The organism is Pseudomonas sp. Pse1 (genome assembly GCF_024519635.1).
In the GTDB taxonomy this organism is placed as follows: domain Bacteria; phylum Pseudomonadota; class Gammaproteobacteria; order Pseudomonadales; family Pseudomonadaceae; genus Aquipseudomonas.
The window spans coordinates 480,615-494,281 of sequence record NZ_JALJRO010000001.1 but is presented as its reverse complement, the minus strand read 5'-3'; the positions used below and the strand labels follow the sequence as shown (position 1 = coordinate 494,281).

5 protein-coding genes are annotated in these 13,667 nt (G+C 59.4%); 1 reads left to right on the top strand and 4 read right to left on the bottom strand.

From position 1 onward, the window contains the following. Window positions 1–146: 146 nt before the first annotated feature. On the bottom strand, window positions 147–1,712 hold the full coding sequence (locus NR126_RS02120) for an arylsulfatase (RefSeq protein ID WP_105755202.1): 1,566 nt from the start codon (window positions 1,710–1,712) through the stop codon (window positions 147–149). A gap of 337 nt (window positions 1,713–2,049) precedes the next feature. Next, window positions 2,050–3,189 (bottom strand): HAMP domain-containing sensor histidine kinase, encoded by a 1,140-nt coding sequence (locus NR126_RS02115; RefSeq protein ID WP_256829584.1) that lies wholly within the window; start codon window positions 3,187–3,189, stop codon window positions 2,050–2,052. Window positions 3,190–3,363: 174 nt separating this feature from the next. Here NR126_RS02115 and NR126_RS02110 point away from each other — a divergent pair, with 174 nt between their 5' ends. Next, window positions 3,364–3,741, top strand: coding sequence for a response regulator (locus tag NR126_RS02110; RefSeq protein ID WP_256829583.1), 378 nt, complete (start codon window positions 3,364–3,366; stop codon window positions 3,739–3,741). Between the two features lie 320 nt (window positions 3,742–4,061). Here NR126_RS02110 and NR126_RS02105 read toward each other — a convergent pair whose 3' ends face one another. Both NR126_RS02105 and NR126_RS02100 read right to left on the bottom strand, forming a co-directional pair. Then, window positions 4,062–4,787: a Crp/Fnr family transcriptional regulator gene (locus NR126_RS02105; RefSeq protein WP_105755206.1), complete on the bottom strand. Its 726-nt coding sequence runs from the start codon at window positions 4,785–4,787 to the stop codon at window positions 4,062–4,064. 76 nt (window positions 4,788–4,863) lie between these two features. Next, window positions 4,864–13,518, bottom strand: a complete 8,655-nt coding sequence (locus tag NR126_RS02100) for a GH36-type glycosyl hydrolase domain-containing protein (RefSeq protein ID WP_372825563.1) — start codon at window positions 13,516–13,518, stop codon at window positions 4,864–4,866. Window positions 13,519–13,667 lie beyond the last annotated feature (149 nt).

Here is a 13,667-nt window from a genome sequence, read left to right as displayed (position 1 = left end):
TTGATTTTGTGGGAGCGAGCCTGCTCGCGAAAGAACGTTAGGGCGCCGCGTACATTCAGGATGCCCGAGTCATCGTTCTTCGCGAGCAGGCTCGCTCCCACAGGTTCATCACACAGGTTTCAGTTTCACAGGTTTTTTTGCAGCTGTTACTGCTGCTTCATTTTCTCCGCAATTTTCTTGTCTACATCCGCACGGATCTGGTCGATGCTGAAGCTCGCCGGACGCTGGCTAGGCGGGTAGTCGACAAAGGTCTGCAGGAAGGCCGCGGACCGGCGGACACCATCGAATATCAGGTAGTCGTTCTTGGTCAGCCAGTCATAGTATTGATCGGACACCACGTCGGCACGCTCGTACGGGTCCATGCGCAGGTTGAACATTTTGGGTACGCGCAGGCAGGTGAAAGGTTCGCTCCAGACCTTGAGGCCACCTGGCGCACGTTGCTCACAGAACACCAGTTTCCAGTCGTTAAAGCGCATGCTCACCAGATCGCCATCGTCGCTGAAATAGTAGAACTCGGTGCGCGCGCTCTTGTCGGTCTTGCCGGTCAGGTAGTCCAGCTGGTTGTAGCCGTCCAGATGCACCTTGAAGTTCTTCCCGCCGATGTCGGCACCCTTGAGCAGGCGGTCCTTGATGTCGGTATCGCCAACGGCGGCCAACAGGGTCGGGAACCAGTCCAGTCCGGAGAACATTTGCGTGGACACTTCACCCGGTTTGACCTTGCCCGGCCAGCGGATCATCGCCGGTACCCGGTAAGCGCCTTCCCAGTTGGAGTTTTTCTCGTTGCGGAACGGTGTGGTCGCCGCGTCCGGCCAGGACCACTGGTTCGGACCGTTGTCGGTGGTGTAGACGACGATGGTGTTGTCGGTCAGCTTGAGGTCGTCGAGGGTCTTCAACAACTTGCCGACATCACCATCGTGTTCGAGCATGCCATCGGCGTATTCATTGCCGATCATGCCGCTTTGCCCCTTCATCGACTCGCGCACGTGGGTGAAGGCGTGCATGCGGGTGGTGTTCATCCAGACGAAGAATGGCTTGTCAGCCTTGGCCTGCTTCTCGATGAACGCCTGGGCGGCAGCGGTGGTTTCGTCGTCGATGGTCTCCATGCGTTTTTTGTTCAGTGCGCCGGTGTCTTCGATCTTGCCGTCGGCGAAGCTGTGGATCACCCCGCGTGGCGAGGCGGCCTTGACGAACTCGGCATCATCCTTCGGCCAGTACGGACGTTCGGGCTCTTCTTCGGCGTTGAGGTGATAGAGGTTGCCGAAGAACTCGTCGAAGCCGTGATTGGTCGGCAGGTATTCGTCCTTGTCCCCCAGGTGGTTCTTGCCGAACTGACCGGTGGCATAACCCTTGGCCTTGAGTGCCTGGGCGATGGTCACGTCGCGGGCCTGCAGGCCAACCGGTACGCCGGGCATGCCGACTTTCGACAGGCCCGTACGCAATGGGGTCTGGCCAGTAATGAAGCTCGAGCGTCCCGCGGTGCAACTGTTCTCCGCGTAATAGTCGGTGAATATCATGCCCTCTTTGGCGATACGGTCGATGTTCGGTGTCTTGTAGCCAACCACGCCCATGGAATAAGCGCTGATATTGGTCTGGCCGATGTCATCGCCGAAAATCACCAGGATGTTCGGTTTGTCGGCGGCTGTGGCCGACAGCGCCAGTACGGAGGACGCCGCGAAGGCGACCCTGGGTAACCACTTGCCTATGCGAGTCATTCGACTTGCTCCCTTGCCGGTGGATCGCTCATTGCGACAGATTGTTGTGCAGTCCGGCACCACGCATCGAGAGATGCACCACATGGGAGCGGACAAATCGACAACCTTATCGACGATAGACCAGCTCAGAGATTTTGCTCTACCAAGGGATTAATCAGGTGAGAAATTTCTGTAGGGCGTTGGTTGCTTCACACTGTGGGGGTGGGGGGGACGGTGTACATATCTATTAAACAGCCATCCATCAGCGTCAGGGGGCCGCTGGAGTCAGTGGCGAACGGGTCATCATGAGCTGGACACTATCAATTACGGCGGATATGAGGAGGCGCCTTATAAAGACTCACGACTCTGGCCATCCACGATCCGGTAGATTTACACGAAAAATCGTACCCTGCTCCAGTTTGGACTCGACCTCTATAGAGCCGCCATGCCCTTCTACAATTTGAGCAGCTATGAATAAACCGAGGCCAAGACCAGAGGATGCGCCTGGTTTACCCTCTGAATATCTGGAATAGCGTCCCTCCGGATTAAAGAGCGTAGGCAAGAAGTTGGCTGGAATTGGCTCTCCGTGATTTTGCACGTGAAAGCAAGCACCGGTGCCATTTCTGGTCAGCATGACATTGATAGGACGCTTTGGATCTCCGTGCCGCACGGCGTTGCCAATAAGGTTTGAGAACACCTGTGCCATGCGTGGCGGGTCGTACTGGCCGGTTACTTTTCCCTCAGCGCTGGTAATGATCTTCGATTTCGGGTGGGCCGCAGTGAGTTCATTCACGACTGATGTACAAACAGCCGTTAGATCAACAACTTCTCGCCGTACCGGTATTCCTGTACCCAGGTTACAACGGGCCAAGTCTAGAAGGTCGGCAACCATCTGGTTCGCGCTTAAAACACTGGCGGAAATCTGAGAAATTATTTTTTTTCCACGGGGGCTTAATTCTTCCGTTTGTTTCAGCAAATCGGCACCCAGCGTTACAGCGCTTAATGGCGTGCGAAGATCGTGGCCCAATACGCCCAGTACCATTTTTCGGGTCGCCTCCACCGCTTGCCCGTAGGACGCAATCGATTCGATAAGCGCTTGGTCTATCGCTTCGTTGAATCGGATCACATCTTCCATTTGATGATCTTCCCCGGCGTATCCTTGGGCAAGCCACAGTCTGAGCACGCTTGACCTAAGCGCACGATACTCGGCAACCATCTGATCCATTGTGAAGCCCGCCATCAGGCGCGTTAATGCGTGGGTTACAGCCGCCGATTCGTCTTGCGTGCTAGGCCCGAGCCCCTGGGATTTGTCGATCTGTTGCTGCTCGGTTTGAGAGGTGCGCAAATCGCGAGCAACAGCCTGCAAAATATATTCAGAATGGTTTCTCAGACCTCGGGAATCCATGGTTGGCATCGGAGTGTTCACCGACCTGGCGAACGCTTCCCAAGCTTGCAAAATAGGCTCCATATTTTCGTCGATGAAATCTGAAAGCCTCATGGCGTCCCCATTAAAACGTTGTACGTTACGAAAGTGCCCAACGACGCAGTTTTACCGTTGAGTCAGTTTAGTTGAATGAAGGGCATAATTCCTCTGCCGGTGACCGTTCGTCAGTTGACCTAAACGGTTATAACTTTCGGAGCCCTAAACTTAAATAACTTAATGGATAGCATAATGCCTACCACCGTACTGGTCATCGATGATGATGAAACCTTACGCTCCTTGATGGCAGATGCGATTTCGCTTCTGGGGGTCCTCGTGATTGAATGCGCGTCTGCCGATGAGGCTCTGCCCAAGCTCGAAAGCCGTCCACCGATCGTTCTCGTGGTTACAGATATCTGCATGCCGGGCAGCATGGATGGATTGGAGCTGGCGCGAGTCATTTGGTCACGCTGGCCTAACCTCCCAGTTATCCTCACCTCGGGCAATGCCGTGATTCCAGAGGGTTTGCTGCCTGCCAACGCAACCTTCCTTCGCAAACCCTGGTCGCTATTGACTCTGCATCAAACGGTCAAAGCGTATCTCCCTATGTTAAGCATCAGCCGGTTCTAAAATGTTTTATCGTGAATTTTCCTTTCGATAATTGAGCTCAATTCTCTAAAAGGAAATTGGGCATAAATTCGTATGAATTTACAGTTGCGCTCATGACTGAACGCTGTGGCGTCGGCGAAATGCTGGACAAGTCCACAGTATCGGCAGCTCACCAACGGCCCCTCAAGCCGCCAATACTTGTTCCAGATCTGCAGTGGAAAGTAGATCGTCGGCATTGCGATGTCCGCCTGTGAATGAGTAGCACATTCCCTGTGTAGGAGCTCGGTAGACCGAACCTGTAATCTGGGACTTCCTAACGTTCTTAATGATTTATTTGGGGTTCATTTAGTGTGGCTGCAGGTGTAACGCAACAATCGGTCTGTCTCGGTCTTGACTACCAAGTAGCACTCACAGCTGAGCCGTTCGAGGCAAGGCCTATCCAGTACCGTTATCTGTCCTCGGCTGTATTCGATGACACCTAGGCGCTGCAGTTTTCCTGCTGCCTCGGTGACGCCTTCGCGACGTACGCCGAGCATGTTTGCAATCAGCTCCTGGGTCATATTTAGACGGTTGCCGTGCAGTCGGTCCAGCGACAACAGCAGCCATCGACATAATTGCTGATCGATCGAATGATGGCGATTGCACAGGGCAGTCTGTGACATTTGCGTGATCAGTGCCTGGGTGTAGCGCAGCATTAGAATGAGCAAATCACCGTGACGGTTGAACTCTTTCTTGAGCTTTTGCCCGGGCAGACGAAACGCAACGCCGGCACTCTGCACCACTGCTCGGCTGGAGGTACTTTCGCCTCCCATGAACAAAGCGATGCCGATCAAACCTTCGTTGCCGACTACAGCGATTTCCGCGGATGAGCCGTTTTCCGTGACATGTAGCAGCGAGATGATCGCATCCGTAGGGAAGTAAACGTGCCGTAGCGTATCCCCCGGTTCATACAATACATCCCCCAGCCCCAGGCTGACCTGTTCGAGATACGGAACAAGGCGCTGGAGGTCCTCAGCTGGCAAGGTCGCAAGCAGGTGATTGTCGGTTGGCTGGGGAATGACAGACATGGGTGGAGCACCGTTGCGCAGGAGGGGGGGAGCGTCTCAGGTTACTCCCATGCGCGTTAAGACGGCTTATCAATATCTACTCATCGACGGTCTCTGCGAATCCTGGCGTCTGAGGCATGGGTAATCGGGCGCGGCAATCTACTCGAATCCAACGCTGCAGGCCGTCGTCATTTAGAGTCAGGGCCATACCACTCAACGGCTCTCCGTCGAGAGTCATCAAGGTGAGGGGCGAACTGCCTTGATGCACATCGAAGTGGTAAAGCGTTTTACCGTAGCGGTAGTGCAGCTTGAAACCCGGCCAGTCGACGGGGATCAGCGGATCGATACTCAGCGTTCGACCGTTGCGTTGTACGCCGAGCAATGACTCGACAATCAGCCGATACATCCAGCCGGCCGAACCGGTGTACCAGGTCCAGCCGCCTCGCCCAGCATGGGGCGGGGCGCCATAGACGTCGGCGGCCATGACATACGGCTCGACCTTGTAGGTGTCGATGCGAGCAAGGTTGCCAGGGTCGGCAGGGTTGATCAGTTTGAGCAGCTCCCACGCTTTGTCGGCATCGCCCAATTGCGCGAATGCCATGCCGGCCCAGACGGCAGCATGGGTGTATTGCCCGCCATTCTCGCGCACGCCGGGCACATAGCCCTTGATATAGCCGGGGTCAAGCGCCCCCTTGTCAAAGGGCGGGTCAAGCAGCAGTACGGCGCGGATGTCTCGCCTGATCAAATGTTCATCCAGCGCCTGCATGGCCTTGGTCTGACGCCTGGTAGACCCGGCCCCGGAAAGCACCGACCAGCTTTGGGCGATCGAATCAATGCGACATTCTTGATTGCTTGCCGAGCCGAGCGGTTGCCCATCATCGAACCAGGCACGGCGATACCAGCCGCCGTCCCACGCATTTTGTTCGAGGTTGCGTTGCAGTGTCGCTGCAATGTCGCTGCAGCGTTTGGCGAAGGCGTGATCACCGTGCCAGCGCGCTGTCACGGCAAATTGCACCAACACCTGATAGCTGAAGAAGCCCAGCCAGACACTTTCACCTTCACCCAGATGGCCGACACGATTCATGCCGTCGTTCCAGTCGCCGGAGCCCATCAGCGGTAAATCGTGGCGACCGCGGCGCAGGCTATGTTCGATGGCACGCACGCAGTGTTGATATAGGGGCTCTTGCAGTGACGAGACCACCGGCAGGTCATAGTAAGACTCTTCGCCAGCCGCCAATAGGCGTCCTTCCAGATACCCGATCGGTTCTTCCAGCACCGCCACGTCCCCGGTCATTTCGACATAGCGGTTGGTGGCAGCCACCAGCCACAGAAAGTCATCCGAACAGGCCGTACGAACCCCTCGATTCATCGGCGGATGCCACCAGTGCTGCACATCTCCCTCCACATACTGATGGCCGGCACACAGGAGCAGATGCCTGCGTACGGCCGCAGGATCGGCATGGATCATGGCCATGCTGTCCTGCAACTGATCGCGAAAACCGATGGCGCCACCCGATTGGTAATAGCCGCTGCGGGCCTGGAATCGGCAGGCGATGACCTGATACATCAACCAGCCGTTGACCATGACATCTACCGCCGGCACGCCGGTTTCGATATGAATGACCCCGAGCAATGAGCGCCAGTGTTCCCGAACCTGTTGCAACTGCTCGGCCGCGGCGATGCTGCCGCGATATCGTTGTACCAGTCGGGTAGCGTCGTTGCTCGAGGCGGCTGCCCCCAGACGCAGGATGACCTCCTTGCTCTGGCCATCGGCGAGCTCGACCGACACTTGCAGGGCGGCACAAGGGTCCAGGCCGCCACCCATCCGTCCGGACAATCCGGCGTGCTGCATCGCTGCCGGCGAGGCCAGGGTGCCACTGCGGCCTATGAACTCGGTTCGATCCGCGCTGACACCGTGATCGACGGTATCGGTGTCGAAGAACGCCACCCGCTCGGAAAACTCCAGCGAGTAGGCATTACGGGCGAAAAGGGCGCCGGTGGCCGGGTCGGACTGGGTGACTACATGCATCGCCGATTTGCTGCGCAGATCGCCTAGCACCCATTCCACATAGCCGGTGACCGACAGTGAGCGACTGCGCCCCGAGCGGTTGCTCAGCAATAGTCGGGAGAATTTGATCGGTGCATCCAGCGCCACATAAATCCATAGCTCGCTGTAAATGCCGTCTTCCTCATGTTCGAATACGCTGTAACCGAAGCCGTGGCGGGTCTGGTAGGGGCCTTTTCCAGGGCAGGGGTGCGGGGCGGGAGACCAAAAGTGCCCGGTCTCTTCATCACGCAGATAAATCGCTTCGCCGCCGCGATCGGTGACCGGGTCGTTGTGCCAGGGCGTCAGGCGAAACTCATGGGCGTTTTCGGCCCAGGTATAGGCACTGCTGGTTTCCGAGACCACCGTGCCGAATTGCCCGTTGGCGATCACATTGACCCACGGCGCGGGCGTCGGTTGGGTCGCCAGCCCGCTGATGATGTACTCATTGCCATCGGCGCTGAAGCCTCCATACGCGTTGCCCAGCAGCAGTGCCGAAGGCTTCGGTCGAACCGCTCCGGCCCCGGCCTGATAGGGCCTTGTTGCAACGAATGGCGCTTGCACCGGCGATACCCCGCGCCGATGAATCTGTTCGGCGAGGCTGCCCGACCCTTCGTTCAGTACGAGCCTGGCCACCGAGAGCACCAGCACGCGATCTTCGTTGGACAGCTGTTGTACTGCGCGAACGAAAATTCCGCCCGGACGATCCAGCAGCGTGGCCTCGCTGCCCGAGGTAATCAGGCCCATGATTGCATCCTGCAGTTGTTGGCGATAACCGGCCTGGTCTTCGTTCCAGATCAACAGGTCGACCACCAGGCCTTTTTGCCGCCAGTAGGCGTGGGCCTGAATCAACTGCCGCACCAGAGCGATGTTGTCCAGGCTTTGGATTTGCAGCAGAACCACCGGCAGGTCGCCGGAGATGGCCTGCCCCCAGAGCCCCGACTGATTGCGCCGGTTGGCCATTAGTACGGCGTTGTCGGCGCGCAGCGAGGCGTTCGCATACAGCAGCGACGAGGCCATCTGTTCGAACAGACGGGCGTCGGACAGTGAGATATTGAGCTGGCGCAACAGCACCTGGCTGTGGGTCCAGGACAGGTCGAAAACTCGGTCGGCCAGGTGCCGGTCGCGATATTTGTTGATCAGGTTGAGGCAGTCATCACGGGTATCGGCGACACCGCTGGCCAGATCGATGGTGGCCTGTTGGCCCGGTTGCAGGGTAATCCTGCAGCGTATCGCGACCACCGGGTCGAGCACCGGACCGGCACTGCCTGACAATGTCAGGCACCCGGCATCGAGGGCGGCCGGTGCCACTAGGCTGCGGCCCCGGCCGATGAAGCGGGCGCGATCGGTTTCGTACGAGATCGCATCGATGTCGACGCCGTGCGCCGCCAGCAAATGGCACATCCACGGCGTCGGTTCATCGCTGGCCCGGGGACGGCGGCTGCAGACAATGGCCTGGAGCGCCGGCAGCAGTTCGGTTTGCACGAACAGTTTGCTGAACGCCGGGTGCATGGCATCGCTCGCCGGGGACGTCAGCACCACTTCGGCATAGGTGGTGATTTCCAGCGTCTTGGCCGATGACGCGAGGTTGGTGATACGCAGGCGGCGCAGTTCGACGTCGTCTTCGGGCGAGACCACAATCTCCATGTGGGTGTCAAAATCCAGGTTGCGCGCGCGGAACTCGGCCCGCGAATCGCTGAAGATCGCCTCATGGCTGTCGGGCTGTTGCAGCGTGGGCTGATGCGCAGCCGACCAGACCGTATTGGTCTGGACATCGCGCAGGTAGCAGAACGTGCCCCAGTTGTCTTGGGAAATGTCCTCCTGCCAGCGGGTCACGGCCATGTCATGGCGGCGGCTGTAACCACCGCCGCCGCTGGTGAGCATGACGTGGTAACGACCGTTGGACAGCAATTGCACGGCCGGCCGTTTGTGGCCTGGGTCAGCGAATACCCGAAGCCCGGGATCGTGGCCCAGGCCTCCATCGCCGAGCGCTGGCGGCTGTGCAGTCTGCAGGTACGGCGCGGTGGATTTGGGCACCCGTTCCTGCAACAACAGCAAGGCCGATTGCAGCGCTGGGTCGGCCTCGAACCGGCGCTGCATGGGTTGATTGAGCAAGTGGCTGGTCAAGGCCAGCAGGCTCATGCCCTGGTGGTGCGCCATGAACGAGCGGACCACCGCGTGGGTCTGGCCGCGCGGCAAGCGGGCCTCGGTGTAGTCCACCGCCTCATACAAACCGAAGCGCCCGGCAGAGCCTTGCTGGGCAAGCCGCTGCAGGTTTTCACAGGCCGCCTCGGCATCGACCAGCAACGCCAGGGCGCTGGCGTAGGGCGCGATCACTACATCATTGCTCAGTCCGCGTTGCAGCCCAAGGGCCTGGACACCGAAGGCGCGATATTGATAGTTGAAATGGGCGTCGAGGGCGTAATAGCCCGATTCCGAAACACCCCAGGGAATGTCCAGCAGGTTGCCGTGTTCAATCTGCACCGCCACGGCGGCGCGGCACGTCTTGTCCAGCAGGCTGCCGTCATAGTTGGGCATCACCAGCATGGGCATCAGGTATTCAAACATCGAGCCCGACCAGGACAGCAAGGTCGGTACCCCAGCGTTTTCGCCCAGCAGCCTTCCCAGTGTAAACCAGGCGCGTTGGGGGATTTGTCCCTGGGCGATGGCCAGGTAATTGGTCAGTCGCACCTCGGAGGCCAGCAGATCGTAGTAGCCGCTGTCGAGCCTCCGGTCTTCGGCGTTGTAACCGATGACGAACAGGTCTCGCTGCGGGTCGAACAACAACGAGAAATCCATCTGCGCCAGTGATCTGGATAACCGGGTCAGACGCTCCAGGGTTTGCAGGCTGTTGCTGGCAGCACGGCGCACGCGTTCGACCTGAGGTTGATGCTGTGCGGCCCAGTCGGCGAGGTTCAGGCCGGCCAGTTGACGCAAGCTGCATGCGGTCGATGGCTGGCTGAGCAAGGGCGCGGGGAGTCGATAGCGCTGCAGTTCGTCTGACCAGTCGCGGCATTGACGGTTGAACAGGTCGCGCCAGTAGAGGCTTTCATCATCAAGTCCCACGGGGCTGTCCGCAAGCTGCTTGCCAGCGGCGTGAAATAGTTCTGCCAGCGCCTCGGGGGACATCGCTGGTGGGGCCTGCTCAAGCATAGTTCGCAGTTCGTCGAGCGCCCGGTCATCTGCGCCCGCAGCACGTCGGGCCTGTGCAAGGACTTCCAGGGTGTCGCGCAGGCCCTTGATCAGTGCAGGACCGAACATCGGCGCGTCCGCCAGTTGCGTCAGGCCGGCACTCAGGGTCAGCAGCAGCCCGGCCAGGTTGCCGCTGTCTACGGTGGACACGTAATGCGGGTGTAGCGGCTCCCGGGTCTGCGTGTCGTACCAGTTGTAGAAGTGCTGCCGATAACGCTCCAGGCCGTCCATGCTGTCCAACGACGCGGCCAGCCGTGTCAGCAGCCGTCCGGTGCTCAAGTAGGCGAAGTCATGTGCGGCCAGGTGGGCGAGCAAGGACATGCCCATATTGGTGGGCGAGGTGCGATGGGCAATGGCTGGCCGGGGTTGCTCCTGCACGTTGTCCGGTGGCAACCAGTGATCCTCGGGTCCGACGTATTGATCGAAGAACGCCCAGGTCTTGCGCGTCAGCAACCGCAGGAAGCGCAATTGCTCGGCCGAGGGTTCGAACACCGACTGTTTAGGGGCTGCACTGAGTCGCCAAGCGATCCACGGACCGGCTAGCCACGACAGCAGCAGGGGCGTGGCAATGGCCAGTGTCTGCGGGTGGTTCACCAGCAAGGCCAGCGAGACCAGGGCCGATACCGGCTCGATCCACATCTGGCGATAGAGGCCGGACAGACAGTTTTGCGTGTTGCGCTCGACCTCGCGCGAGGGCTGCCATTGCAGCAGCCGGCGGCGGCTGAAGCCGATTCGCCAGAGCGAGCGCAAGATGGCATCGGCGCTGTAATACATCTCGAAGGGCAGCCAGGCCAGCGTCAGGCAAGCCCGGGCCAGGTCCTGCCCGAGATCGCCGAGCAGCACTCGCACGTACTGCCCATAGGGCACATCGGCGAGGGGCTGCAGTAGGTCGGTCAGGGTGCGCAACAACGGTTGAATCACCATCAAGCTAATGACGGTGAGCGTCCACCCGAGGGGCGCACTACTGGCAAACCACCCCCATGCAAGCATCAGCAACAGCGCCAGCGGTTCGAGGCTGCGGCGCAGGTTGTCGAGGATCTTCCATCGCGCCATGACGCTCAGCCGATTGCGCCACCAACGGCCATCGGCGTTGCGCACCCAGGGCAAGATCCACGGCAGCAATTGCCAGTCGCCGCGTATCCATCGATGTCGGCGTTTCACATCGGCACCGAAGCGCGAGGGGTATTGCTCGTAGAGCTGCACATCGCTGAGCAGTCCGGATCGCGCATAACAGCCTTCGATAAGGTCGTGGCTGAGGATCTGGTTATCCGGCAAGCAGCCCTCCAGCGCGCAGGTGAACGCATCCACGTCGTAGATGCCCTTGCCGATGAACGAGCCTTGCTGGAACAGATCCTGGTACACGTCCGACACCGCCCGGGTGTAGGGATCGACCCCGGCATCACTCCCGAACAGCCGCGCGTAGACCGAGCGCGTGGCACTGGTCAGGCTAATGCCCACCCGTGGCTGCAGCACCGCATAACCGCAAATGATCTGTTCGCCCGTGCTGTCGAACAGCGGGCGATTGAGCGGGTGCATCATGGTCGCCACGCATTGGCGGGCGACGTCGCGCGGCAGCAGGGTGTCGGTGTCCAGGGTGATCACATAACGCACCTCGCGCAACGGCGCGATGTCGCCGACGATGGTATCGAAACGGTCTAGCCCCTGGCCGCGCAACAGGGCGTTGAGCTCGATCAGCTTGCCGCGTTTTCGCTCATGGCCCATCCACACCTTTTCGCTTGGGTTCCAGCGACGCGGCCGGTGCAGCAGGAAGAAGCGATCGCCCAGGCCGTCCGCATACTTTTGGTTGAGCAGGCTGATTGCACGGCAAGCCTGGGTCAGCAGATCGGCGTCCTCGGGCTGGGACGCTTGCGCGGCATCGAGGAAATCACTGAGCAGGGCGAAATACAGGTTGCTGTCGCGGTTGGCCAGAAAGCGGACTTCCAGGCCTTCCACCAGTTCGTCAACATCGGCCAGGCTGGCGATCAGCGTCGGGATCACCACCAGGCTTCTCGCGTTATCGGGAATACCGCTGGCGTAATCCATTTTCGGCAACACCGCCGGTACCAGGCTGAAGGTCACCAACCAGTTGATCAGGCCGATTGCCAAGCGACTGGTCATGATCAGGCAAGGGATCGCCAGCACAAGCAGCGCCGCAGCCGCCATGCCGTCGCGATGTGCGGAGGCCAGCAGCGGCCAGGCGAAGATGAACGTGAGAAACGCCACCGGTGACAGATAAAAAATCAGCGGCGATTGTTGCAGTAAACGTTTCCAACGTGCATGGAATGGAACCCGGACCTCGAGTCGGCGCTCCAGCATCGGCAGGCCGGCACTGATCAGGTAATACCCGACATGACGGGCCAGCACTGGGCACGAGATAGTCGCCGTTGCGCTGCTGGCGAGATTGATTGCGGTGCGGGCGACCAGGACTTCCGAGTGTTGCGGGTTGCTTCGGGCAAGGCGTTCAATGACATGCCGGTAGCTGTCGCGAGTGCTGAAGTCCATCGCTGGATAAATGCCCGCCGGGTCTTCCCGAAGCAACTGGTCGACATGGCTCATCGACTCGACGAACTCGCGCCAGTCCGTGGCGGACAACAGGCGCAAGCTGCCAATACTGTTGCTGATGGACACCTGATCGGCGGTCTGTTGTTGCGCATCGAGCTGCACTTGGCGCTCGATGCTCGAACCACTCTCACCAAGCAATTGTTCGACCCAGTTCAGCGGCAGGGCCAGGGCCGCGCTCTGCCCCTGTAGGCGGCGAGTGAATTCCGCAACAAAGGCCGGGGTCATCGGCGGCGTGGAGCGGGCCATGTCGGCCACGGTCAACACCACATTCTTGATGTCACGCTCCGAAGTTTCGATCAGACGCTCGGCCCAGTCATTGGCCAGATTGCGATCATCCGCGTTGGCCATGACCCGCGAGGCCACTCGCCGTAGGTTTTCGATAAGTGCCAGACGCAACATGATCGGGATCGCCCACAGTTCCCCCAGCGCCAGCGGCATCACGGTCTGATAGGAAAAAATGAAGCGGCTCAGGCTTTGCTCATCGACTCGCCCGTCGCCATGGGAGATGGTCTCCAGCGCAATGTCATACACCCGTGGCAGTCCTGCGGACGGTCCGTTGACCAGGCGTGGCAATTCACGGCTGTAGCCTTTGGGCAGGTGGGTCTTGGCGGTGCGGATGTGATCCTCGACCAGATAAAAGTTGTCGAGCAACCATTCGGCTGCCGGCGTCACCCGTCTACTGGACATCTGCGCCTTGGTCAGCGCTGTGCAACTGCGTTTTAAAAGTTGCTCGTTGTCATCGAGCCTGCCCAGCATCGAGTCACGTGCGGACAATGCGGTAAGCCGGTGCTGCCGTGCTAGGGCAATACCGTGAGTGGCCATCTGGTCGGCACTGTAAAGCTCTGAGCGCAAGATGGGTTCGTAGGCGAATCGCGGGGGCGAAAATGGCCCGACTCGCCAAAAGCCGGGCGAGCGAGTGATCACCTCTCTTATGCGTGTCCATATGCTTTTCATAAGGTCCTGTGCCTTCAGCGCATGACTGATATCGCGCGCATTCTGAAAGATGCTCCGACGCATCGTGCCAGCGAGTTGGGACTTTTAGACCTGGCTGTTCAGCCTAGAGTGTGGGACTAGGCGCTGTTCGTCTGTTCGCTGGCGAACAT

What these genes read in the sequence shown, in the direction of transcription:
- NR126_RS02100 (WP_372825563.1), bottom strand. Translation starts at nt 13,518, where the DNA reads ATGAAAAGCATATGGACACGCATAAGAGAGGTGATCACTCGCTCGCCC.
- NR126_RS02105 (WP_105755206.1), bottom strand. Translation starts at nt 4,787, where the DNA reads ATGTCTGTCATTCCCCAGCCAACCGACAATCACCTGCTTGCGACCTTG.
- NR126_RS02120 (WP_105755202.1), bottom strand. Translation starts at nt 1,712, where the DNA reads ATGACTCGCATAGGCAAGTGGTTACCCAGGGTCGCCTTCGCGGCGTCC.
- NR126_RS02110 (WP_256829583.1), top strand. Translation starts at nt 3,364, where the DNA reads ATGCCTACCACCGTACTGGTCATCGATGATGATGAAACCTTACGCTCC.
- NR126_RS02115 (WP_256829584.1), bottom strand. Translation starts at nt 3,189, where the DNA reads ATGAGGCTTTCAGATTTCATCGACGAAAATATGGAGCCTATTTTGCAA.